Annotated in this window: 25 protein-coding genes, 2 tRNA genes and 1 pseudogene; 20 read left to right on the plus strand and 8 right to left on the minus strand. The window is 57.5% G+C overall.

Annotated features, from left to right (window positions below; all coding sequences use genetic code 11):
- Window positions 1-71: 71 nt before the first annotated feature.
- Genes TX82_RS00110 through gmd form a run of 4 tightly spaced genes read left to right on the plus strand, consistent with a single transcriptional unit; the run spans window position 72 to window position 3,055 of the window.
- Window positions 72-659, plus strand: a complete 588-nt coding sequence (locus TX82_RS00110) for a glycosyltransferase (RefSeq protein ID WP_052338148.1) — start codon at window positions 72-74, stop codon at window positions 657-659.
- On the plus strand, window positions 656-943 hold the full coding sequence (locus tag TX82_RS14840; protein WP_052338149.1) for a hypothetical protein: 288 nt from the start codon (window positions 656-658) through the stop codon (window positions 941-943). Before TX82_RS00110 ends, TX82_RS14840 begins: the two co-directional genes overlap by 4 nt.
- On the plus strand, window positions 940-1,941 hold the full coding sequence (locus TX82_RS00115) for a GDP-mannose 4,6-dehydratase (RefSeq protein ID WP_005005303.1): 1,002 nt from the start codon (window positions 940-942) through the stop codon (window positions 1,939-1,941). The genes TX82_RS14840 and TX82_RS00115 overlap by 4 nt, the downstream gene beginning before the upstream one ends.
- A gap of 46 nt (window positions 1,942-1,987) precedes the next feature.
- On the plus strand, window positions 1,988-3,055 hold the full coding sequence (gene gmd, locus TX82_RS00120; protein WP_005005305.1) for a GDP-mannose 4,6-dehydratase: 1,068 nt from the start codon (window positions 1,988-1,990) through the stop codon (window positions 3,053-3,055).
- A gap of 6 nt (window positions 3,056-3,061) precedes the next feature.
- Here gmd and TX82_RS00125 read toward each other — a convergent pair whose 3' ends face one another.
- Window positions 3,062-3,445, minus strand: coding sequence for a VanZ family protein (locus TX82_RS00125; RefSeq protein WP_005005309.1), 384 nt, complete (start codon window positions 3,443-3,445; stop codon window positions 3,062-3,064).
- Window positions 3,446-3,777: 332 nt separating this feature from the next.
- Here TX82_RS00125 and TX82_RS14845 point away from each other — a divergent pair, with 332 nt between their 5' ends.
- Both TX82_RS14845 and TX82_RS00130 read left to right on the plus strand, forming a co-directional pair.
- A complete protein-coding gene (locus tag TX82_RS14845; protein WP_005005312.1) occupies window positions 3,778-4,917 on the plus strand; it encodes a cyclic nucleotide-binding domain-containing protein in 1,140 nt (379 codons plus the stop codon).
- A complete protein-coding gene (locus tag TX82_RS00130) occupies window positions 4,814-5,917 on the plus strand; it encodes a putative bifunctional diguanylate cyclase/phosphodiesterase (protein ID WP_084603869.1) in 1,104 nt (367 codons plus the stop codon). The genes TX82_RS14845 and TX82_RS00130 overlap by 104 nt, the downstream gene beginning before the upstream one ends.
- On the opposite strand, the gene TX82_RS00135 is transcribed toward TX82_RS00130, so the two are convergent.
- Window positions 5,910-6,527, minus strand: coding sequence for a tetratricopeptide repeat protein (locus TX82_RS00135; protein ID WP_042250151.1), 618 nt, complete (start codon window positions 6,525-6,527; stop codon window positions 5,910-5,912). The two genes, TX82_RS00130 and TX82_RS00135, sit on opposite strands and share 8 nt — an antisense overlap.
- A gap of 341 nt (window positions 6,528-6,868) precedes the next feature.
- Between TX82_RS00135 and TX82_RS00140 the strand changes: the two genes are divergently transcribed.
- Window positions 6,869-7,231, plus strand: a complete 363-nt coding sequence (locus tag TX82_RS00140; RefSeq protein WP_005005318.1) for a cupin domain-containing protein — start codon at window positions 6,869-6,871, stop codon at window positions 7,229-7,231.
- Between the two features lie 113 nt (window positions 7,232-7,344).
- On the opposite strand, the gene TX82_RS00145 is transcribed toward TX82_RS00140, so the two are convergent.
- The 3 genes from TX82_RS00145 to TX82_RS00155 all read right to left on the minus strand — a co-directional run bounded on the left by TX82_RS00145 (window position 7,345) and on the right by TX82_RS00155 (window position 8,225).
- Entirely contained in the window at window positions 7,345-7,827 is a 483-nt protein-coding gene (locus tag TX82_RS00145; RefSeq protein WP_005005319.1) for a sll1863 family stress response protein, read from the minus strand.
- A 219-nt stretch (window positions 7,828-8,046) separates the two neighbouring features.
- Window positions 8,047-8,124, minus strand: a tRNA-Glu gene (locus TX82_RS00150).
- 28 nt (window positions 8,125-8,152) lie between these two features.
- A tRNA-Lys gene (locus TX82_RS00155) sits at window positions 8,153-8,225 on the minus strand.
- A 155-nt stretch (window positions 8,226-8,380) separates the two neighbouring features.
- Here TX82_RS00155 and TX82_RS00160 point away from each other — a divergent pair.
- From TX82_RS00160 to TX82_RS00185, 6 genes and pseudogenes are all read left to right on the plus strand, one after another.
- Window positions 8,381-9,273 (plus strand): annotated as a pseudogene (locus TX82_RS00160) (branched-chain amino acid transaminase).
- A gap of 368 nt (window positions 9,274-9,641) precedes the next feature.
- Entirely contained in the window at window positions 9,642-10,043 is a 402-nt protein-coding gene (locus tag TX82_RS15515; protein ID WP_005005322.1) for an FmdB family zinc ribbon protein, read from the plus strand.
- A 14-nt stretch (window positions 10,044-10,057) separates the two neighbouring features.
- Window positions 10,058-11,146: a two-component system sensor histidine kinase NtrB gene (locus TX82_RS00170; protein ID WP_005005324.1), complete on the plus strand. Its 1,089-nt coding sequence runs from the start codon at window positions 10,058-10,060 to the stop codon at window positions 11,144-11,146.
- Window positions 11,143-12,606, plus strand: a complete 1,464-nt coding sequence (locus tag TX82_RS00175; RefSeq protein ID WP_005005326.1) for a sigma-54-dependent transcriptional regulator — start codon at window positions 11,143-11,145, stop codon at window positions 12,604-12,606. Before TX82_RS00170 ends, TX82_RS00175 begins: the two co-directional genes overlap by 4 nt.
- A 12-nt stretch (window positions 12,607-12,618) precedes the next feature.
- The gene (locus TX82_RS00180) at window positions 12,619-13,581 is read left to right on the plus strand and encodes a M14 family metallopeptidase (RefSeq protein ID WP_005005328.1); all 963 of its coding nucleotides are present in this window, start codon (window positions 12,619-12,621) and stop codon (window positions 13,579-13,581) included.
- Window positions 13,578-14,552: a succinylglutamate desuccinylase/aspartoacylase family protein gene (locus TX82_RS00185; RefSeq protein ID WP_005005330.1), complete on the plus strand. Its 975-nt coding sequence runs from the start codon at window positions 13,578-13,580 to the stop codon at window positions 14,550-14,552. Before TX82_RS00180 ends, TX82_RS00185 begins: the two co-directional genes overlap by 4 nt.
- Before the next feature lie 7 nt (window positions 14,553-14,559).
- Here TX82_RS00185 and TX82_RS00190 read toward each other — a convergent pair whose 3' ends face one another.
- Window positions 14,560-14,826 (minus strand): hypothetical protein, encoded by a 267-nt coding sequence (locus TX82_RS00190; protein ID WP_005005332.1) that lies wholly within the window; start codon window positions 14,824-14,826, stop codon window positions 14,560-14,562.
- A 188-nt stretch (window positions 14,827-15,014) separates the two neighbouring features.
- On the opposite strand from TX82_RS00190, the gene TX82_RS00195 reads away from it, so the two are divergent.
- The gene (locus tag TX82_RS00195; protein WP_005005333.1) at window positions 15,015-15,746 is read left to right on the plus strand and encodes a tRNA1(Val) (adenine(37)-N6)-methyltransferase; all 732 of its coding nucleotides are present in this window, start codon (window positions 15,015-15,017) and stop codon (window positions 15,744-15,746) included.
- Window positions 15,697-18,876 carry a tRNA (adenosine(37)-N6)-dimethylallyltransferase MiaA gene (gene miaA, locus TX82_RS14850; protein WP_005005335.1) on the plus strand — a complete coding sequence of 1,060 codons (3,180 nt, stop codon included), beginning with the start codon at window positions 15,697-15,699 and terminating at the stop codon, window positions 18,874-18,876. The genes TX82_RS00195 and miaA overlap by 50 nt, the downstream gene beginning before the upstream one ends.
- A gap of 65 nt (window positions 18,877-18,941) precedes the next feature.
- Here the strand turns inward: miaA and TX82_RS16595 are convergent, their stop codons facing one another.
- Window positions 18,942-19,418, minus strand: coding sequence for an ArsR/SmtB family transcription factor (locus TX82_RS16595; RefSeq protein ID WP_244874994.1), 477 nt, complete (start codon window positions 19,416-19,418; stop codon window positions 18,942-18,944).
- A gap of 77 nt (window positions 19,419-19,495) precedes the next feature.
- Between TX82_RS16595 and TX82_RS14855 the strand changes: the two genes are divergently transcribed.
- The 5 genes from TX82_RS14855 to TX82_RS00230 all read left to right on the plus strand — a co-directional run bounded on the left by TX82_RS14855 (window position 19,496) and on the right by TX82_RS00230 (window position 23,309).
- A complete protein-coding gene (locus tag TX82_RS14855) occupies window positions 19,496-19,879 on the plus strand; it encodes a sigma-70 family RNA polymerase sigma factor (protein WP_275450591.1) in 384 nt (127 codons plus the stop codon).
- A 63-nt stretch (window positions 19,880-19,942) separates the two neighbouring features.
- Window positions 19,943-20,203, plus strand: a complete 261-nt coding sequence (locus tag TX82_RS00215) for an anti-sigma factor family protein (RefSeq protein WP_144079034.1) — start codon at window positions 19,943-19,945, stop codon at window positions 20,201-20,203.
- A gap of 43 nt (window positions 20,204-20,246) precedes the next feature.
- A complete protein-coding gene (locus TX82_RS00220) occupies window positions 20,247-21,221 on the plus strand; it encodes a methyltransferase domain-containing protein (RefSeq protein ID WP_005005341.1) in 975 nt (324 codons plus the stop codon).
- Between the two features lie 139 nt (window positions 21,222-21,360).
- On the plus strand, window positions 21,361-22,236 hold the full coding sequence (locus tag TX82_RS00225) for a hypothetical protein (RefSeq protein ID WP_144079036.1): 876 nt from the start codon (window positions 21,361-21,363) through the stop codon (window positions 22,234-22,236).
- 23 nt (window positions 22,237-22,259) lie between these two features.
- On the plus strand, window positions 22,260-23,309 hold the full coding sequence (locus tag TX82_RS00230; RefSeq protein ID WP_005005346.1) for a molybdopterin-dependent oxidoreductase: 1,050 nt from the start codon (window positions 22,260-22,262) through the stop codon (window positions 23,307-23,309).
- 32 nt (window positions 23,310-23,341) lie between these two features.
- Here TX82_RS00230 and TX82_RS00235 read toward each other — a convergent pair.
- The coding region (locus tag TX82_RS00235; RefSeq protein ID WP_042250159.1) for a 6-phosphogluconolactonase at window positions 23,342-23,553 on the minus strand (212 nt) is incomplete at its 5' end.

The following is a 23,553-nucleotide window of genomic DNA, read 5'->3' on the forward strand; positions in this document are numbered from 1 at the left end:
GATGGCCGATCCGCCGTTAACCTGTTTTTATGGAATATCAAACCCGTACACCCGCAACCGCATAAAGAAATATGGCGCGCATCCTTGTGTTCACCGCCACCTACAACGAGGCGGACAACATTGAAGAGTTGATCAAGAGCATTCACCGCTACGTCACCGATGCCGAAATCCTGGTGGTGGACGACGCCTCGCCCGACGGCACCGGCGACCTGCTGGACCGGATCGCTGAACGCGAGAAAGGCCTGCACATCGTACATCGTCCGGGAAAGCTCGGTCTCGGTACGGCGCACTTGTTCGCCATGCAGTTTGCGATCCAGCATAATTACGACATCCTCATCACGATGGACGCCGACTTCTCGCATAATCCGCAATACCTGCCGACGCTGTTGAAGCTGATGGAGGAAAACGACTTCGTCATTGGTTCGCGTTACATGCCGGGCGGCCGGTGCGATTACGGGTTCGTGCGCACCTTTGTAAGCAGAACCGCCAACACGCTGGTGCGCCTGCTTCTCAACATTCCCACGCACGAAACCACCACCTCTTACCGCGGTTTTCATGTGACCCTGCTGAAACGCATGAACCTGAATTCACTGCGATCCGAAGGCTATTCGTTCTTCATGGAAACGATATTCCTCGTCCACCGGGCAACCAAAAAATGACGGAGTTCCCAATTCATTTCGAAGACCGGCGGGCGGGTCAATCCAAGATTTCGAAACGAGAAATCCTGAAAGCCATGTTGAACCTGCTGCGGGTGGCATTCCGCCGGTGTTTCGTTCTGCCGTGGTCCGGGAAATACCGCCAGATCGTGAATCCCCTTGCCGCCGCCGAGTGCAAGCATTGCCAGTCACTCCACTCCATGGAACTGGCACGGAATGACACCCTCACCCGGCGAAAATGTCTGCACTGCGGGTACCAGTTTGACCAAAAGCTGGAGGCGGCATGAAGACGGCGTTCATCACCGGCATTTCCGGCCAGGATGGCAGCTATCTAGCGGAGTACCTGCTGGATAGAGGTTATGCTGTGCAGGGACTGGTACGCCCCGGCCCAGCGGAAGAAGTAGAACCGTCATTGTGGCGATTGCACGCCGTGCGAAACCGCATCACCCTGCACGCCTCCCCCCTTCTCAACACGCAGGCTTTGACCGAAATTTTGAGGGAAGTGAATCCCGATGAGTGTTATCACCTCGCCGCGCAGAGTTTCGCCGGAGACTCACCGCATTCGGAAATGGAAACCATCCAGACCAACGTGGATGGGACGCACAGCGTATTGCTCGCCATCCGCAATGCCGCACCCCATTGCCGCGTTTTTTTCGCCGGGTCGGCGCAGATGTTCGGCGATGCGCCGCACTCGCCGCAGACGGAGGCGACCCCGTTTCGCCCCATCAATCTTTACGGCGTCTCCAAGGTCGCGGCATACGACCTGGTGAAGTATTACATGCGGCATCACAACCTCTTCGTCAGCACCGGGTTGCTGTACAACCACGAATCGCCGCGTCGCAGTTTCGAGTTCGTGACCCGCAAGATCACCGCTTCCGCGGCGCGCATCAAGCTCGGTTTGCAGAAGGAGCTCCGCCTGGGAAACCTGGACAGCGTGCGAGACTGGGGCTACGCTGGCGACTATGTTGTCGCCATGCACGCCGCACTCAATGTGGATGCGCCAGATGATTATGTCATCGCGACCGGCGAGACCCACCGCATCCGCGATTTCCTCGAACGCGTGTTTGCCGAGCTGGAACTGGAAGTCGAGCCCTACGTCGTACAGGATGAAGAGTTTTTCCGCCCCACTGAAAAAGTTCCTCTGGTTGGCAACGCCGCGCTTGCGCGCGAGCGGTTGGGTTGGGAACCGAAGATGCCGTTCGAGGACTGGGTGCGGCAGATGGTGTGGGCGGACATGGACTACTTTCAGAAGCTGGCGGCAGGCGGAAAACTCTCCGAAAAATAAAATTCGCCTTTATACTGAAATCATCAAAAATATTTGGAATGAGACCATGAAACAGGCCCTCATCACCGGCATCACGGGACAGGACGGCAGTTACCTGGCAGAGTTCCTGCTGGAAAAGGGTTACCACGTGCACGGCATCGTGCGCCGCTCCAGCACGTTCAACCGCGGGCGCATCGAACACCTGCGGGAAGGGCGGATCGGTGCAGGTAAACTGTCATTGCATTATGCCGACCTAACCGACTCCTCCAGCCTGAACAAGCTGATGGTGCAGATCCGCCCGGACGAGGTTTACAATCTGGCCGCACAGAGCCACGTCGGTATCAGTTTCCAGATGCCGGAATATACAAGTGAAGTGGTGGGAATCGGCGCCATGCGCCTTCTCGACGCCATTCACGGCACCGGACAAACCGACCGGGTCCGCTTTTACCAGGCCTCGACCAGCGAGCTCTACGGCCACGCACTGGAGACGCCGCAGACGGAGTCCACTCCCTTTTACCCGCGCAGTCCCTACGGATGCGCCAAGCTGTACGCACACTGGATCACCGTCAACTACCGCGAAGCCTACGGCATGTACGCGTGTTGCGGCATCCTGTTCAACCACGAATCCCCGCGGCGCGGCGAGAACTTCGTGACACGCAAGATCACGTTGTCCCTGGCGCAGATGCTGGCGGGCAAACTGGACGTGTTGTCGCTCGGCAACCTGGACGCGAAACGCGACTGGGGGTTTGCAGGCGATTACGTGGAAGGCATGTGGAGGATGCTCCAGCAGGACAAGCCGGACGACTACATCCTTGCCACCGGGCAACAACACAGCGTGCGCGATTTCGTGGAAACGGCGTTCGCGCACTGTGGCATGGAGCTGAAATGGGAGGGAGAGGGAACGGAAGAAGTCGGGCTCGACAAAGCAAGCGGCCGGGTGAAGGTAAAAATCGATCCCAAATTTTACCGCCCCGCGGAAGTGCACTCCCTGATCGGTGACGCCACCAAGGCCAAAACCCGGCTGGGATGGAAAACCAATACTCCGTTCGAGCAGTTGGTGCGGGATATGGTGGAAAGCGATCTCGCTCACTACGGCTTGAAGCGGGCGGATATTCTCAGCCCCACCAAGGCGTGATCCGCATCACCCCAGCCAAGCCCGTTCCACTTTCACCAGAATGCGATTGACCCCGGCGCGGCCGAGTACCCAACCGGCAACCACCCCCAGCACGTTCGCGCCCATGTCCCAGAGATCAAACATGCGGTAACCGATCATCCCCTGCACCACCTCAAGAGCCAAGCCCAACTTGATGAACATTCGCATCCAGAACCCGTAGCGGTCCGGCGGATTGATCTGCACGAACCACAGCATCAGGACAAAATAAGCGGCGAAGTGAAGGAACTTGTCGAGCCAGTCGATACCGAGGTCCGGCAGCTCCGGTGCGGGTATCAACGATACGACCACGATCAGGCCGATTTGCAGATAGCCCAGTCCCCACCAAAGGCGTGATCGTTGCAACGGTTCCATGAAACGGAAACCTCAAGCAGATTGCATGAAGTGGAACCCGGACAGCAAATCGGGCCAACCGGCCCACCGGGGCCCGGAACCACGGGGTTTTGGGGTCGCACCCTTCCCATTGCCCAATTTAACTCAAATCCCATTACAGGAACAGGCCTTAATCCGAATAGACAGCGCTTTCTTTAAGACGCCAAACTCAACTCTTTTTAATCAATCCTTTTGGCATGGTTTTAATCAGAAACCCCTTAAAAATAAGGGATTGCTCCCTTTTTTTGGTTGGCTTCATACTAAAACCTGTTAAACTTTAAAAACACTCAACAATTCTAACGGATGGGATTTCTATGACCCCCAGTGTGCCTGCGTTCCGGGCCGCAGAGGAAAAGAAACTTTTCCTCAAGCGCATTGATTTGATGACCTTCTTTTCGGAGGACACCCTCGATGAGCTGGCCGCCGATTGCAGTGAGATTGTGCTGGACGCCAACACCGTCCTGTTTGAAAAGGGCGACACGGGAAAGTCCATGTACATCCTGCTCGAAGGCGAGGTGTTGATCTATATCGAGAAAAAAAACCTCGCCACGCTGAAACCCGGGGCGTATTTCGGCGAGATGTCGCTGATCGAATCCCAGCCACGCACGGCCAGCGCCAAAACGCTGGTGCCTTCCACCCTGATCGAAATCAATGAAGAGTTGTTCGAACGCTACTTTGCCAACCAGCCTCGCGCGCTGATGGCGATGATGCGGAACCTGTCCGCGCGCTCGCGGAAAATTTCCTCGGACCTGGCGGCGTCCTTGCCGTCGATGGACGAGGAATCCGGCGTGGATCCCATCGCATTCATGAACGACACTTATCTGGATGTGCTGCTGTTCGATCTGGAAACGTTCAAATTCACCCAGGCCAATGCCCCCGCCTGCCGGGAGGTGGGTTACTCACCTGAAGATCTTTTCAAAATGCATTTTCTCGATCTGGCCATCAGCCTGGACCAGGAAGACATCGACCGTCTGTTCGAGCCGCTCATCCAGAACATCCGCCCGATGACGGTCTTCGAAGCCGTGTATCGCAGGAAAAACGGGTCCACCTATCCGGTGGAGTGCCGCTGCCAGCTGGTGAAGAATCTCGGCACCCATCCGCAGGTGATGGTGTGGTCGCAGGACATCACCGAGCGCAAGCAACTGGAGGAACAAATCCGGCAGATGGCCTACTACGACCCCCTGACGGGCCTGTCGAACCGCAACCTGTTGAATGACCGGCTGGAGGTGGCCCTGACCGCGGCGTCCGTAGCGAATGAAAAGGTAGGGATCCTGTTTCTCGACCTGGATCATTTTCAAAACCATCAACGACACACTGGGTCACGACCTGGGGGACCTGCTTCTCAAGCAGGTGGCGGACCGGCTGAAAAAGGTGGTGCGGCAGGAAGACACGGTGGCCCGCATGGGGGGGGACGAGTTCGTCATCGTGGTGCCCAACCTCACAAAAGAAGATGAAATTGTCGACCGCGCACAGAAGGTGCTTGAAGTCCTCGCGCCCATTTACCGTATCCAGAACCACGAGTTGTACATCACATGCAGTATCGGCATCTCCGTGTTTCCGGATGACGGGCAGGAGATCGACACCCTTCTCAAGCACTCCGACCTCGCCATGTACCGCGCCAAGGAACGCGGGCGCAACACGTTCCAGTTCTTCGCGCAGTCCATGAACACCCTCGCCGTCGAACGCATGGTCATCGAGAAAAACATGCGCAAGGCGATGGGCGGCACGGAGTTCCAACTGTATTATCAGCCCAAGGTCTGCCTGCGCTCCGGCAAGGTGGTGGGTATGGAAGCGCTGTTGAGATGGGATAATCCTGAGCTCGGCTTCGTCAACCCGCAAAAAAGCATCCCCATCGCGGAGGAGACACGGCTCATCATTCAGATCGGTCACTGGATCATCGAAAGCGCCTGCCAGCAGATCAAGCGGTTGGAAAAGATCAACCCGGATATCAATATCGCCGTCAACCTGTCGGTCATCCAGTTCAACTCGCCGGACCTCGTTTCCGAGATCAAGGGCGTCATCCGCGACACCGGCATCGACCCGCAGAAGCTCCAGGTGGAGGTGACGGAGTCGATCCTCATTCAGGACAGCACGCTGGCCATCAACATCCTGAAGAATCTCAACGATCTCGGCATCAAAATCTGCATCGACGATTTCGGCACCGGTTACTCGTCATTGAGCTACCTCAAAAACATGCCGATCGATTACCTCAAGGTCGATCAATCCTTCATCCGCGATCTGACCGATCCCACAAACGAGGCCATCACACGGGCGGTGGTCGCGCTGGCACAAAGCCTGGGAATGAAAACCATTGCGGAAGGCGTGGAAACAATAGAACAGAAAAGTTTTCTTGAGACGATCGACTGCGATGAAGGGCAGGGTTACCTGTTCAGCAAACCGCTGGAAGCCCACCGGGCGGAAGAATTGTTGCTGAAGGGATTGCAGGTCACTTGAAGCGGGAAGTCAACTGCTTGATGACTTTGTCCCAATCCGTACTGTCAGCCTCGCTACCGGTAATGGGACCCATGTGCTGAAACTTTTCGCGCTCATCCCCGGTCAACTCCAGATCCTCCTCGAACAACGCCACATCCTCCTCCTGCAACATTTCTTCGGCGTCGTCCATTTCCAGAAGGGACTCGAATTCTTCCTGTGACAGGGTTTCGTGGTTGACCGATTCCATTTCCTCTTTTCGGTGGCGGGCTCCTTCGTGCAGGGCATCCAGGTACTCCCGCCGCACGTTGTAATGCGCGAAGCGATAAGTACTGATTTCACTCGCCTGTACGAAGTCTTCCGAAGCGAGGCGGAACTGCTTTTCGCGCAGGTAAATCCGGCCGCGATACACGCGTGCCAGGAAATGGTCCGGTTTGAGGCTGAGGACCATGTTCAGGTTCATCAGGCCCCCGGCCAGGTTGTGCCGTTCCAGGTTCTTGATGGCCTGCTCGAAGTGCCGGCGGACCTGCGGGCGCAGGTTTTCCATCAGGATGCAGATCGGCTCCACCACCGGAAACACCCACCTTCCCAGGTGAAACCGAACGGCTCTCACGAATTCCAGGGTCCTTTCCATGTGCGACCTCTGCGGACCCTCTGCCTTCCAGAGTCCGGGGGACATACGGGCATTGTCTGCCCTCAAATTTTTCTCAAACGGATACTCAATCATAACCAAATTCCCCCATACCGTCAAACACAAAGCCCGTTCGCGGTTCTCCGTGAAAACCCCGTGCAAATACCAATAATTAAAGGTCTTATCCGAAACGCGTCAAAGCGCCCGGAAGCCCGCTGGCAAACGCCTTTCTTGACCTCTTGAGTGTAAGTCTTTATCGTTAACTTTTTTCAATACTTGAGCCTCAGGCCGCAGGCTTTTACAGGCCCCGGCGGAGGGCTCCTTCAACCGGAGGAAACGAGCGCATGGCCCGATTCATCGACAAACCCACCCTGGTGGAAGCCGCCGGCACCAAGCCGAAAGTCATCAAGGAATACATCGGCAACGTCAATTCGAAGACATCGGATGTGAGCATCGCCTACATGACCAGTCCCGAGGGCTGGGAAGAGCCGGGGCAGACGCCGGAGTTCGACGAATACACCCTCGTCCTGCAGGGCATGCTGAAGGTGGAAACCAAAGAAGAGACATTTGAGGTGAGCGCAGGCCAGGCGGTCATCACCCCGAAAGGCGAATGGGTGCGTTACAGCACGCCGCGTTCCGGCGGAGCCCAGTACATCGCCGTGTGCCTTCCCGCATTTTCTCCGGACACCGTACACCGCGACGAGTGAGGATTTATCTGCCTGCCTTGCGATTCCGGCGGAGAAGGCGGTTCCCACACAAAATAAAAAAGGGCGGGGCGAAACGCCCCACCCTCTTTCGTATCTGAGTCCGGTTCCAGCACTCAACGCTTTTTGGAAAACGCATCCGAAGCCTGATCGAAGGCTTTGCCCAGCCGCGAGGTGGCGTCGGAGAAACCGTCGGTGATGTCTCCCCACGCGTCCTTGGAACTGCGTTTCATCTCACCCAGCCACTTCTGCACCTCGTCGCGTTCGCGTTTCAGCGCCTTCAGCTTTTCATTCAATTCCTTTTTCGCCTCGGCGCTCATCGATCCCATTTTGCGGTCCGCTTTGTTCTGCAGGGCGTCGATGCGGCGGTCGAGATAATCGAGATTGCTCTCCACCTCAGCGACCGCTTCGTCTTTCTCCTGTGCGGAGTAGTTTTTGATCGACTCCGTCAGCGCGTCGAACCTTTTGCCGATGTCCTCGGTGGTGGTTTTGTCTTTCGCTTTGGACTCAGCAAGCGAGGGCGCGGCGACACCCAGCGCAAGAAACAGAACGGAGAGAATGGCTATATAGGAAATGCGGGTTGCAAACAGCTTGGACATGAATTGCTCCTTTCTCTTTTACGGGTTCCGCGTTGCACGAGACAGAACCCTCGATTCAAAAGAAGTCCCCTTCGATATTAAGAATCGCTCTTTATATTGAGACAGGAGAAAAACGGAATCGATTCATTATCCGGCGCATAAAAATCGGGCACTGCCTGTAAGTGGGGAGCTGGGAGGGGTTTTTAAGATGAACGAAAAAATAAGAGGAGGGAGAAAACTTGGCGTCCCCAGGGGGATTCGAACCCCCGTCGCCGGCGTGAAAGGCCGGTGTCCTGGGCCTGGCTAGACGATGGGGACGCCCTGTTTATTCTTTGTGGACAAAAAGTGAGCCGCGAAGGGCTCGAACCTTCGACCCACGGCTTAAAAGGCCGTTGCTCTACCAACTGAGCTAGCGGCTCCCGTTCACAAAGCGTTAAGATGTATCAAATGCATTGTATCATGTCAATTGATTTTATTAGGCTTGATTTTGAACGGGGGCCTACATACAATTACTTCCTTTATTCATCCCCCTTTATCAGGCAGGCAAGACGTGGAAAAATCGGAACAAATCTGGATGGACGGCAGGCTGGTCCCGTGGGCGGAGGCCAATGTTCACGTCCTCACGCACACGCTCCACTACGGCTATGGCGTCTTCGAAGGCATCCGCTGTTACCGTTCGGGCAAAAAAAATCCGCCATCTTCCGTCTGCCGGAACACGTGAAACGGCTGTTTGACGGCGCGAAAATCCTCGGCATCGAAATCCCGTACAGCGAGAAACAGATCACGCAGGCCATTGTCCAGACGGTACAGGCCAACAAGCTCGAGGAATGCTACATCCGCCCCATCGTCTTTCTGGGCGACAACAAGATGGGATTGAACCCGACCGGCGTTCACGTTCGCGTCGCCATCGCCGCCTGGCCGTGGGGCACGTACCTGGGCGACGACGGCCTGGAAAAGGGGATCCGCGTCCGCGTTTCGTCGTTCAACCGCCACCACGTCAATGTCACCATGACCAAGGCCAAGGCCTGCGGCTACTACATCAATTCCATCTTCGCCAAGGCGGAGGCGGTGCGCGACGGTTACGACGAAGCCATCATGCTGGACACCAACGGGTATGTCACCGAAGGTTCCGGCGAGAACATCTTCCTCTACCACAAAGGCACGCTGATGACGCCGCCGCTATCGACGGGCATCCTCGACGGCATCACGCGCAACGCCGTGGTGCAGATCGCGAAACATCTCAAGATCCCCCTGGAGGAGGCCGTCCTCACCCGCGACGAGTTGTACATTGCCGACGAAATCTTCCTCACCGGCACCGCGGCGGAGATCACCCCGGTGCGCGAGGTGGACAACCGCACCATCGGCGACGGCAAACGCGGCAAGATCACCCACCAGATCCAGGACCTGTTCTTCCAGATCGTCGGCGGCAAGCAGGCCAAGTTCCAACACTGGCTCACCGAAGTCTAGCTCACCACGTGAGCAGGGAACTGGGTACTGCTCTCCCGGCGAATCGAGGGTCCCCGGGCCCAATTCCAGAGCCACTCCATTGCTTCCGGTGTATGCCCAGTGAGCGCACGGTGGTCCATGGACCCCATTCTGAATCCACGACATTGCCCCCGGGCTCAACCCGGACCGAAATCGACGAAAAAATCACGGACGAAAACCCATTAAACAAATTGGATTTACCGGAAAAATGCATTAAAATGCGGCATACAACTTGCCAAGCGCAAACGGGCATCTTATTCCTGAACAGGTTTTGCCGCCACGGCGGCGGGGAGGCGGCCTCCCCCATCCGGTCAGGCTTAGATCCCATATATTTCAAGGAGTTAGGATAAATGCCCATTTACGAATACGAATGTGAATCCTGTGGCACCACGTTTGAGTTGATGCAGTCCATAAACGCCAAGGCACCCAAACAGTGCGAGACGCCGAAATGCCAAGGCAAGCCCCGGCGCAAAATTTCCGCTTCGGGCTTCATTTTGAAAGGCAGTGGCTGGTACGCAACAGACTACCCGTCCGAATCCCGCAAAAAGGGTTGGGAAGCGGAAAGCAAACAGGGGAATGGAAACGGCGCGGCGGCTCCGTCCGGCGAAAGCTGTTCGAGTCCCGGTTGCTCCAACCCGGCCACCACCACCGCGCCCAAACCCAAGTCCAACCCGATCGCGGAAGCCAATAAAAATCCGTACTCCGGGAGCAAGAAAAAAGCTAAAAAGTCCGGGGCCAAATCCACAAACTGAGGTCCCGCGTTTTTATGGGGGAAGCAAACCCTGTTTTTAAAAACATCATCGCGTCCATCGTCGACGGCATCATCCTGATATCCCGGGAGGGAACCATCCTCCACGCCAACCTGGCCACGGAGGAGATGTTCCAGCAATCCCGGGATCATTTTTTGAACCGGCCGGCGGGCGACCTGTTTCCCGGCCAGCCGGAATTGCAGAACAAGATTGAAGACACCCTGCAAAACGGGGTGGCCTATCACCAGATTGAAGGACAAGGTCACCGACGCGCCCATTCCACGACGTTTCCCGTGAGCATCACCGTATCGCCTTACATCAACGACCAGAACCAGCCGGAAGGGGCGGTGCTGTACGTTCGCGACTGCACGCTGGCCCAGGAACTGGAGGAGATCAGCCGCCCCTTCGACGCCATCTCCCACCTGGGCACGTTGTCGCTCGGCATGGCGCACGAAATCAAGAACCCGCTCGTGTCCATTTCGGGTTCCGCACAGTTGCTCCGCAGAAAGCTACCGGAAGAACACCACAAGTTTCTCGACGTGGTCATCAAGGAATCGGAGCGCATCAACCGCATGATCGACCGCATGCTGAATTTCGCGCGCCCCCTGGACCTCGATCTCGAGACCATCAACATCCACCAGATTCTGGAAGAAATCCTCCTGCTGGAAAAGCAGTCGCATGAAGCGGCCATCCAGTTCGAGTCCGTCTACGATCCCAGCCTGCCACAGATAGAAGGCGACGGCGACCGGTTGAAGCAGGTGTTCCTGAACCTCATCCAGAATGCCATCGAAGCCATGCCGGACGGCGGCACATTGAAAGTCCTGACGCGTTATCACACGGATTATGCCGTGCGCTCCCAGGTTCACCCCGACCGGCGGAAGACCATCCTGGTCGAGATCGTGGACACGGGTCTGGGGATCACGCCTGAAAACATGAAGCACCTGTTCACGCCCTTTCACACCACCAAAAGTCAGGGAAACGGGTTGGGGCTTCCGCTTTCCCTCAAGATTGTCGAAAACCACCACGGTAAGATAAAAGTCATTTCCCAACCCGGTTCCGGCACCCGGGTGCAGGTGTACCTGCCGGTCAAACAGGAGAATGCATGAACGGTTCGAAAGACATTCTGATCGTGGACGACGAGGAGAACATCCGCTGGCTGTTCACCCAGGCGCTGGAGGATTCGCCTTACAGAGTGGACACGGCCTGCAGTGGCGAGGAAGCACTGCAAAAGATCCGCAGCCAGTCCTACTTCATGGTGTTCACCGACATCTTCATGGAGGGCATCAGTGGCCTCGAACTTTTACAGAAAGTGCGGGACACGGATCACCGCCCGCACATCGTCGTCATGACGGCGCAGGACACGATGAACAACACCATCGAGGCCATGCGCCACGGAGCGTACGATTACATCAGCAAACCGTTTGACTTCGACGAGATATTCAAACTCATCGACCGGGTGGAAAAAAGCCGCGGGGTCGAGGCGCCGGAACCGAGGGCAGAGCAAAAACAGGATGACTTTTCGCTGGAAGCCATCATTGGCAAGAACCGGCGCATGCAGGATATCTTCAAGGTCATCGGCAAGGCCGCATCCACCCAGTTTCCCGTGCTCATCACCGGCGAGAGCGGCACCGGCAAGGAACTTGTCGCACGCGCCCTGCATCACTATTCCGACCGTTCGCACAAGCCGTTCATCTTCATAAACTGCGCTGCCATCTCCCGCGAATTGCTGGAAAGCGAACTGTTCGGCCATGAAAAAGGATCGTTCACCGGCGCGGTGGAATCCAAAAAGGGAAAATTCGAACTCGCCGACGGCGGTACGCTGATGCTCGACGAAATCGGCGATATGGAACTGCCGCTTCAGGCAAAAATCCTGCGGGTCCTGCAGAACAACGAATTTTACCGTGTCGGCGGTAAGGACTCGATCCGGGTGGATGTGCGCATCATCGCCGCCACCAACCAGCGCCTTCCCGACCTCATGAAAGCCGACCGGTTCCGGGAAGACCTGTACCACCGCCTGAACGTCATCAACATCCACCTGCCCCCGCTGCGCGACCGCGCGGAGGACATTCCCCTGCTTGCCGAATTCTTCCTGAAAAAATACGGCAAGGTATCGACGCAGGACCGCATTTACCTCGCGCCGGAGACGGCGGAGCTTCTTATGCTCTACCCGTGGCCGGGCAACATCCGCGAACTGGAAAACATCATAAAGCGCTGCCTGGTGCTGGTGAACCGGGGCCCGGTGTTGCCGGAACATCTGCCCGACCCGCTCCTCACAGAAGCACGCCAAACGCCGAAGTCCAGTAAATCATGGGAAACGCACCTGGACAACGTGGTGCGCGACTTCCTCGCCAAAAACCAGGAAAACGCCGACGGCCAGCTTTATGACCTGCTCATACAGGCGGTGGAAAAGCACCTCTTCGAACAACTCTTGGAAAGCAAGCGCGGAAACCAGGTGGCCACGTCGAAATCGCTGGGGATCAACCGCAATACCCTCAAGCGCAAGATCGACGCCATGGGCATCGAGCCCAAAAAGAAAAACAACGACTCCAACCCACATTCCAACTAGGAAGTCCGCGCCGTGAATACGGAAGCCATCGTATCCATAAAAAATGCCATGGGCGGGCGTCTGGAAATCGTCCGTCAAACCTTCCCGGCGCACAACGGCAAACCCACCCGGCGTATTTCGTTCGTCGCGGGGCTGCACGGTGACGAACTGGCGGGGCTCTACCTGTGTCACCGGCTCATACGCGCGCTCCGCGAATTGCAGGACACGCGGCCGGAGGTGTTTCTCGGCCAGATCAATATTTATCCCGCAGCCAACCCGGCAGGCATCCACAGTTCCAACCGTCTGTGGCCGTATTACGGACTGGACATGAACCGGGTCATCGGCCAGGAAAACGGTCATACCGTGGGGACCCGTGCCGCCTCCCTGCTTTACAAGGACATCCTGAACCACAGCGAGTATGCGGTGGATATTCACGCCAGCAACCTGCACCTTTTGGAGTTGCCGCAGATCCGGGTCATCGAGGAATTCGCAGTCGACCTTTTACCCCTGGCAAGCGAGGCAAACGCCGACCTGGTCTGGGTGCACCCGATGGCGGGATTGTTCGAGTCGACACTCGGTTACAACCTCAACCAGGAAAAAATCCCGACCCTCGTCATTGAAACCGGCATCTGCCAGAGAATCCATGCCCATCTTATCGACCCCCTGTTCGAGGGAATGATGCACTACCTGCTCCACCTGGGGATTCTCGACGCCAACTACCTGTCACCGGAAAAGGTCCGGCCCCCACGCGTGCTGTACCCGAAACAGGTCATGCAGGCGACGGCAAAAAACTCCGGACTGTTCGTCGGTTCGGTACAGCCGGGGGAGACCGTCTGTCGGGGCCAGCGTCTGGGACAGGTGTTGGACGTGGTGGAAGGAGAAGTGCTGGAAGACGTCAACGCTCCCGCCGCGGGGCTGCTGTTCACCCTGCGCGAGCATCCGCTGGTCCACTCCGGCGCTTTGCTGGCGCGCATTGCGCTGGATCCGGAATCGTGAAGCAGGCAATCTATTCCACCACCACGCCGCTCGGCGACACGCTCGCCCTCTACAAAAACATGTGGGAGGGATCGGAGAGCGGACAGAAGCTGTCCATCGTTGCGGGTATCCAGGGCGACCGGTTGAACGGCCTTCTCGCCGCGGGCCGGATTGCGAACTTTCTCCAGAACGTCGCCGACGGCAACGAGCCCGGCCTGAAGCTTTCCGGCACCGTGCAGGTGTTCCCGGTCGTCAACCACCGCGCTCTGGAATCCGGAACCGCTACATGGTGGTACGACAACCTGGACGCCGACCTCGCCTTCCCCGGCAGCGAGGAAGGCGACCTCACCGAAACGTTGTGCAACCGTCTGCTTCACGAGACCGCCGGGTCGGACTTCGGGATCATTCTTCAAACCGGATCGGCCCATTTTGAGGATGCACCGCATGTGAGGGTCTACCGTCCGAGCCTCGCCATGCGCAAGGCCAGCCGCCAGTTCAACCTGTCGGTGATCCGCGAGGTTCCGGATATCCCATCGGTCAACCTGCAACTTAGCCGCCAATGGCACGAAATGGACATCCAGACCTTCACCCTGTCCGCCGGGCGCCCGCAGGTGTGCGATCCCTCTGCCATCGACGCCTTATTCGGAGCGATGATGCATTTCCTGCGCGAGATGGAATTCCTTTCCTGTGATGAACCGGACGGGGAAACGGTCGGGACGGAGGCAATGTTCTACAAATCCAAAAATGAAGTGTGGGTGAATACCGAAGGGGCAGGATTGTATCTGCCCTGCGGCAGAGTGGGAGAAACGGTGGCGGCAGGCCAGAAACTGGGAGAGGTGTTCGAGTTGTATGGAGGACAGTTGCTGGAAACAGTGGTCGCACCGCAGGGGGGGGTTCTCGTAAGCCAGCGTGTTCACCCATTGGCCCATGAAAAAGAGGCGGTGGCGATCCTTCTCACCGGAGGCCATTCCAAGTGGTTCTGGCCTTTCTAAATCGAGGTCACTCCAATGAGGAGAAGTGGATGACCAGAATGACGAATCCCCAAAGTGAAAATCCCGCTCCCGCCAGGGCCATGAGTGTGCCGCGGATCGAGCGCTTTTTCATCTCATCTTTTTTTTGACCATCCAGGAACCCCCATTTTTCGCGGGGATCGGTGCGGGCCATGTATTCCTTGTGTTCAATCCGGTTGCACAAGTTCAACAAGCCGATTCCCAGAAGCATGATGACCGCGCCCATGATCGACTGCTCAGTAATGATGCCGTCCAAGGGTCCCCCTCCTTATATAAAGAGAATCCGTTTTCTTTGATTTACAACAAATGTGTAAATAAAGTATAACAGATTGTACTTTAAAAAACAATAAGATCGATCTGAATTAAGGTCTCGGAACCTTGCCGGGAAGGCCCCTTTGGGATAGACTGGAACCGTTTTAAAAACGACTTGGGTGGCGGAGTCCGATGTCCCATTCCTTATCAATCGAGCAAAACCCAACAGGTTACCGCTATTCGGTGGAACCGTTCCTGCTGGCGCATTTCGTAGAACCTGAACCGGCCCAGCGGGTGCTGGAAGTGGGAACCGGATGCGGCATTCTGCCTCTGCTCCTCACCTCACGCGAACCGAAATTAGACATCTCCGCCGTCGAAATTCAGGAATCCCTGGTCCGTATCGCCATCCGCAATGTGGCGCAGAGCGGCCGGACGGGCATCTGCATTCACCACGCGGATTTTCTGGAAATGGCGCGGGATCTGCCACCGTCTTCGTTCGACTGGATAATCAGCAACCCGCCCTACCGCAAGCGCAAGAGCGGCCGTATCAACCCGGATCCGGAAAAAGCCATCGCACGCCATGAGTTGAAACTCTCTTTGCCCACACTCATCGCCGCCGCCGCGCCGCTATTGAAACCGCATGGCAAACTGGTGCTGGCCTACCCGCCCCTTCGGCGGGAGGAATGGGCGACAGAATTGAAATGCAACGGACTCGCCCCGCGGCGGCGCCTCATCATTCACGGACATCACGACACCGAGCCGCGCATACTTATTATGGAGGCGATGCGGGCGGAACTCTGCGGCCGGTGCGAAGACCAGACACTGGTCATGTACAACCCCGACGGCTCGTACACCGAGCCGATGCAGGCCATTTATGAACGCTTTGATTATTCTGGCCGGTCCCACCGCCTCCGGGAAAAGTGATACGGCGCTCGCTCTGGCCGGTCACATGGATGTGGAAATCGTCAGTGCCGACTCCATGCAGGTGTACCGCCACTTCGACATCGGCACCGCCAAGCCGTCCCATGAAGTCCGCGCCCAAGTGCCGCATCATTTGATCGACATTCTCGACCCGCACGAGCCATTCACCGCATTCGACTTCAAACAGCGGGCGCAGGAAGTCGTGCGGGATATCCTCGCGCGTAACAGAATCCCCGTCATGGTGGGCGGCACCGGGTTGTACCTCAAAACATTCATCGAAAACTACGAGTGCGCCGTGGAGCCGGATCCGGAAATCCGCGAACAGGTTCAACGCGAAATTGAAGAACGCGGCCCGGCGGCCCTGCACGATGAGTTAAAAAAGGTCGATCCCGAATACGCAGCCCAGATCGAACCCAACGACCCCATCCGGATCGAACGCGCACTCACCGTTTTCCGCCAAAGCGGGCGGGGCCTGTCCTCCTTTCACCAGACCGACATGGATAATAGAGAAACCGGATACAATTTCGACATCCACCTGTTTCTTCTCGAACGGGAGAGGCAGGATCTCTACACCCACATCAATCGCCGGGTCGAAAGAATGATCGACGACGGGTTGAAAGAAGAGGTCGAACGGCTCATGGAGCGGGGTTACAAAAAGGAATGGAAACCGTTTTCCTCCATCGGCTACGCGCAGATGGTGCGTCACCTCGAAGGCGAGATTTCTCTCGACCGCGCGTGTTACGAAATCCAACGCGAAACCCGCCACTTCGCCAAAAGGCAGATCACCTGGTTCAAAAAAATGGAGGCCACCCGCCCCGTCCCGGTCCACGCTGCGGACACGGGTTCCACCCTGGCGGAAAAAGTTCTGCGCCTCCTGCCCAGCACCGTGGCCCTGCTCCTGGCTTTCTGTTTGACCCTGTTGCCCGGGAACGTGAAGGCCGGCGAGGTACAGGAGGAGTACCGCCAGGCGGTGGAAATGATGCAATCCGGAAAGTGGGACCAGGCGCTCCAGCTCCTCCAGCCGCTCGAACAGCAAACGCTGGAAACCGCCACCCGCAAACGCCTCACGTATCTCCTCGCCCGCGTTCATTCAAACCGGCAGGACCACAAACAGGCGCTCAAGTTTTTTGATAAAAGCCTCACCCTGTACCCGGAGGTGGAAGACGACATCCGCTACCAACGCGCCCGCTCCCAGACCGCGCTGGGCCAATACGCGGAAGCGCTGGCGGAACTGGACCGCCTGGCGGTGCGTATTCCCTCCTCACTCTTGTTGCCACGCGTGCATCTGTTGAAAGCGGACATCCATCGTTTGCAGAATCATCCGGAGCCCGCGCTGCGCCACCTGAAGGAAGCCTACCGGCTGATCCACTTCCGCGTCAGTATGGAAGATTACATGGAAACCCTTCCGGAAATCGTGACTCAACAGATCGCGTTGTACGAAAAGACCGGTGACCTGCAAGGTGAATACGATGCCTGGCGCACGCTGTATGCGGTCTATCCCGACCACCCCAAAGCCGAGGAGGCCGAGGCTGCGCTGACCCGGCTCGCCTCGCAGGACGGGGTCACACCAAAACCATTGTCGCTCCGTGAACGCTCGCGCCGGCTGCGCAAGCTTCTCGGTCAGGCGCGGTTCGAAACTGTCATTCAGGAAGTGCGGTCCCTGATGAACACTTCCAACCGCATTCTGCCCGGCCGTTTTTACTTCATTCTGGCCGACGCGCACCAGGGACTGCGCGACCGCGCCGCGGCCAACGAAGTATTGAACGAATTCATGCGTCGTTATCCCCTTCACGACAAGGTACCGAAGGCGGCGTTCATTGTCGGGCGCAACCTGTGGAACCTGGGCGACCGCGACAGCGCGCTGGAACATTTCCAAAAAGTGGTGGAGGTTGCCAAGCGGCGGGACCTGAAAACCGAGGCGGCATTCATCGTCGGGAAAATTCATGAAGAAGCAAAAAATGAAGAGGCCGCGTTGACCGCTTACCGCACGCTCGTGAAGGACCACGAAAAAACAGAGTTCGGTCAGCAGGCGGCGTGGCAGATCGGCTGGGTCCATTACCGCGCCGAACGCTGGGATGCGGCGGCAGACCAGTTCCGCACCAACCTCCAGCGGCTGCCGCAAGGAGACTTTGCCGACAAGAATGCCTTCTGGCTGGCAAAATCCCTGGGGAAACAGAACAAAACCGACGAGGTCCGGCAGGTGTACGAGGAACTGGCACGTCAGTATCCCTACACCTATTACGGCCTGCAGGCACAAAACAAGCTGGACGCGGCGGACGATCCCCACACCCTCACTCCCATCGCCACCACTGCCGTCGTCAAAACCAGCCTGCCTTCGGAGACCGAATCTCCCACTGACCCCGGCCGTCCACTGAACGACAGCGAATGGTTTCATTTTTCCCGCGCGGTGGAATTGATCGAACTGGGGCTCCACCGCCGCGCCCGCGAGGAAATGCGCCAGGTCACCGGGACGGTACGCAAGGACTACGACGGGGTGATGTGGTTGTCGCACTGGTTCAACCGCGCGCACGCCTTCTCCGATTCTCAACGCGTGCTGGGTTTGTACCGCAGTTTCAAATCACTCCACGGTGAAAAGGAACTGCCGGAAGCGTTTTGGAAAAATTATTATCCACCGGCGTATTTTCAAAAAGTGCGCAACTGGGCCGAGACGTTTGATGTGGACCCGTTTCTTGTTATCAGCCTCATGCGGCAGGAAAGCCTGTACGACCGGTGGTCAGTTTCCCCGGCTGGGGCACGGGGGCTCATGCAATTGATGCCGAAGACGGCCTCACTCATGCACCGGCAGACGGGGAATGCCGAGGACCTGGACATCGAGGAACTGTTCGATCCCAACCTGAACATTCGCCTCGGCGTGCGTTACTTGAGCCACCTCATGCAGGAACACGCAGGAAACCGCATTCACATCCTCATCGCATACAATGCCGGGCCTCACGTGCTGGATGCCTGGAGGAGACGGTTTGGAAACCTGGACGATCCCGACGCATTCATCGAATCCATTCCCTACCCCGAAACACGCAAATATGTCAAGCGCGTGTCGCGAAACCACGACCTGTACAAACGTCTGTATGCGGGAGCGACCCAAACCGAAACGGAAAGCAACAAGACCTTTTAGGTTTGGCTCATGAGCATGCAGGCGGGTATAATGCGTATTCCTGCTGTAAAAGCGGCAAGGGAATCCTATTCGAAGGTGATCGAACAGCATCCCAGGTCCAGCCCCAATTCATTTTTTTTCAGCATGGAACGGACTTCGGGATCGATGAAATTGATGATGCGGTTGCCTTCCCTGCGGGTGCTCACCAGGCCGCACCCGCGCAGGATGGCAAGGTGATGCGAGACCTGGGGTTGGGCCATGTTGAGCGACTGCACCACCTTCGAAACATTGCATTCTCCCTGCAACAGCAACTGGACGATTTTAAGGCGGGATTCGTCGCCCAGGGATTTCAGAATGCGCGCGCATTCGGCTGTATCGAGGGTCTTGTCCATACCGGCAGTATAGGGAATCCGGCGGAACGAAGTCAACTTGGAGCGTAAACGGAAGCATGGGGTGGCGTGGATAGCAAACCGAATATCGACAGCGAGCAATGGGTGGACAGGTACGGCGATACCATGTACCGATATACCCTTGTCCGGGTAAAAGACCCGATGGTCGCTCATGACATCATCCAGACCACCCTGCTCGCGGCCCTGCAGGCACAACATACTTTTGCCGGAAAATCGTCGGAAAAAGCTGGCTGTTCGGTATTCTCAAGCACAAGATCATGGACCATTTCCGCAGTCAGAAAAGTCAACGGACGTACGAGTTGACCCCCGATGACGATGCCGATCCGTATGAAAATGCATATAATGAAACTGGCCATTGGATTTCCCCGCCGCGAAACTGGGAAATCAACCCGGAAAAAGCGGTGGAGAACACCCAGCTGCTGGAAGCACTCAACCACTGCATGGACGGGCTGTCCGACAAGTTCCGTGACATCTTTGTAATGAAAGAAATTGAGGGGATGTCGTCAGAGGATATCTGCAAGGAAATGGGGATCAAACCGACCAACCTGTGGGTGATTCTGCACCGGGCCCGGAACCAGTTGAAAAAGTGCCTGGAAACCCACTTTGGGCGGTAAACCCGGCAGCAGGATGACGGTCTTTTTTTGGAATGCCATTGAATGAGTACCTTGATGCGATTCATGAAAATTCGGTGTGAAGACACCTCTCCGCTCATTTCGGAGATGATGGACCATACCCTGCCCCTGTCCAAGCGGCTGCGTGTGGCCCTGCACCTGGCTCTTTGCAGGATGTGCCGCGCTTACCAGCGCCAACTGAAAACGGTGCGCGTGCTGGCGCAGGGGTTGGGACGGGAGGACACACCTTTGGGCCCGCAGGTCACGATGTCCGAAGACTGCCGGGAAAGCCTCAAGGCTGCACTACAAAAACACCAGGGACTGTGAGCGAAGGCGAAAACCCCGGCTCAATTTGGAAAGGATGATGCGAATGAACGAACGGCGATCGGAAATGGACACGGAAGCGAAAGTCTCCCACGACGATGTGCGGGAGTTTTACTCCAAAGCCGCGGCGGCCACCCAGGAAAACCTGTGCTGCCCGGTCAAGTACGACCCCGGCGACCTCTCCCACATTCCCGAAGAGGTGCTGGGCATTTCCTACGGGTGCGGCAGCCCGGTGAGCCGCGCCGATATCCAGCCCGGTGAAACCATGGTGGACCTTGGCTGCGGCGGCGGCATCGACTGCTTCATCGCCGCCCGGGGCGTCGGCGAAACGGGCCGCGTCATCGGCGTGGACATGACCGAAGAGATGCTGAACGTCGCCCGCAAAAACGCCGGTCGCGTGGCGGAAAACCTGGGCTACAAAAACCTGGAATTCCACCACGGCTTTCTGGAAGCGATACCGGTGGAGGACGACCGCGCCGACGTGATCACTTCCAACTGCGTGGTCAACCTGTCGCCCAGCAAGCGCGAGGTGTTTCAGGAAATCCGCCGTATCCTCAAACCGGGAGGACGCTTCGTCATCGCCGACATTGTCTCCGACCAGCCGGTCCCGGCCGCCATGCGCGAGAACCGCGAGCTGTGGGGAGAGTGCGTCTCCGGCGCGCTCACCCTCGACGAGTTTCTCGACTATGCCCGCCAGGCGGGGTTCCACGGATTTCGGGTCACCAAGGACTATCTGTGGAAAGAGGTCGAAGGCATCCGGTTTTATTCATACCTGCTCGCCGGCTACAAGCCATTGAACATCGAGGAGTCCTGTTGCAGCGGCAATGTGCTTGCCATTTACGCGGGCCCCTTCAACGAAGTCACCTGCGAAGGCGTCACGTTTCCTGTTGGCCGCGCGGTGGAAATCAAGGAAGAACTGGGTGAGATCTTGAACCACGGGCCCTACCGCGGTCTGTTCAACATCATCGACCCGGAAACCGAACAGGTGGAGGACAGCGGCGACGATTCCTGTTGCGGTTGACCCGGTCCGATTAGAAATCGTCCCGCCGGGACCTTTCCTGCCCCGGTCCCATTTGCAAAGGGGCGCAGGAGTTTTTCTCCTAGGAGGAATCATGCGGAATCCAAGCCCGTCCACCTCATTTCCAGCACGGTTAATGGGAATGAGCCTGTTGCTCCTTATCGCCTTCACGTCCACCGCACAGGCGGAAAACTGGAAGACCTTCAAGCATCCTGCCGGAATCCAGTTCGACTACCCCGGCGACTGGCTGCTGAAAGAAGACGAGTCCGGCATCTACGTCATCCCGCAGCCGGTCCAGTTCAACCAACAGGGCATTCCGGAAGAGTTCCTTCTCTTCCAGAGCGTTGCCGCGGAAGGCATCACCGACCCTAAGGACCCGCGCGTGGCGCAGTTCTTTGACCAGATCTGGACGGCCAATTTCCCCGGCATGAAACGCTCCGGCCAGCCGAAGGCGTTCACCACCAAACTCGGCGCGGCGACGGTGATGACCTTCGAGGGCAAGCTCCCCGCCGGCGTGACGCACAGGCACGTGGTGTTCCTCACCATTCATCAGGACCAGGGCATCTACATGATCCACCTCGCGCCGAAAAACAGCAAACGGGTTCTGGAGAACACAGCGCAGAAGGTGTTCGCCAGCCTCGCCTCCACGCCGCCATCCATCGACTCCGCCCTGCTCCGCAGCTGGTCGAAAAGCACAACCGAAGGCAGTGTGGGCGTTGGAGCCTCGGTGTTTGCCAATTCGACAATCACGTGGACGTTCAAGCAGGACGGTACGGTGTTGTATGGATCGAAAACGCGCGTGGACGGACACACCACAGGACTCGGCGTGAACGCGCATTCGGAAGGAAGCCCGAATGTAACGACCGGACGCTACTCCGCCGCCAACGGCCAGTTGTTCATTTACTGGGAAGGTGGGGCCACCGAGCGATATACGTACAAAGTCTTTCTCGACCACGAAGGCACGCCTTCTCTCAAGCTGGTACCCTTCGGCGAAAAGAAAGCGCAGTACTACCAGTAACCCGCCGGGATGACTTTCGCGCCATGACCCGCAGTGCTTTTTTACGAATCATGTTGGCGTCGCTCACGCTGTGCCTGGTTGCGCCCTTTAGCTCGCTGGCGCGTCCCTGGAAATCCACGCACTCTCAAGCGCGTCGAGGATCGGTCCTGCACGTCTCCGGAATGACGCCGGACATCGCCCGCCCTCCCGGCAAATTGCCGCCCATCACGCCCGTCACACAGTTTTACGTGGAGGACATCTCCGGTCCCCCGGACTCGCTCCCGCGCGAGGCCTCATCGTGGACCCTCCGCATCGCGGGCGACATCGCCAGACCGCAGTCCCTGGATTATGACGATATCGTGAAACGGCCGTCGGTCACGCGCATCATCACGCTCAACTGCATCGGCAATCCCATCGGCGGTTACGCGATAGGAAATGCGAAATGGACGGGATTGCCGCTGGCGCAACTGATTGAAGAAGCCGACCCGGATTTCCTCGCCGACACGATGGTGTTGAAAGGCGCAGACGGTTACCACGACAGCCTTCCCTTGCGTGCGGCCAAACATCCCGGTGCACTTCTGGTGCACGGCATGAACGGAAAACCGCTGACACGCGATCACGGGTTTCCCCTGCGCGTGCTGGTTCCGGGATATTACGGGATCAAACAGGTGAAATGGCTGAAGGAAATCCGCATCCAGAACGGACCGCACAAGGGATACTGGCAGAAACTCAACTGGACCCAAAGCGGCAAGGTAAAGATCTTCAGCCGCATCGACCACCCACAACAGGGGCAGTGGCTGGAAGCCCGGCGCACCACCCTGCGCGGCGTGGCGTTTGCAGGTGACCGCGGCATCCAGTACGTGCAGGTGTCGCTGGACGGAGAAAAAAGCTGGTCGCTGGCGAAACTCGACAAACCGTTGTCGCCTTACTCCTGGGTGTTCTGGTCGTATCCCGTCACCTTTCCGCGCTCCGGACGCTACCGTATTGCCGTGCGCGCGGCGGACCAGTTCAGCGGTATCCAACGCGACGATCACCGCAACCCGTTTCCCGCCGGCGTTTCGGGTATTCACCGGGTCGATGTCAACGTGATGTGATCGGATGCGGCAGGTTCCCCCGTAAAGGATTGCTATCCCACCCCCCTGACGGCAGCGGAATCCACCCACCACTCGACCCGCTCCGGGTCCACACGCGCGGCGGGGTAACGTTCCTTTCGGTCGGGGGCGTGGTGCACCGACGCCAGTCGTTCCGCTTTACTTTCGCCCGTCACCAGAAACGACACGCACGCGGCGGCATTCAACACCGGAAACGTCAACGTGATGCGCGCCTGTTTGCTCTCCG

The sequence above is a fragment of the Nitrospina gracilis 3/211 genome, assembly GCF_000341545.2.
Lineage (GTDB): Bacteria > Nitrospinota > Nitrospinia > Nitrospinales > Nitrospinaceae > Nitrospina > Nitrospina gracilis.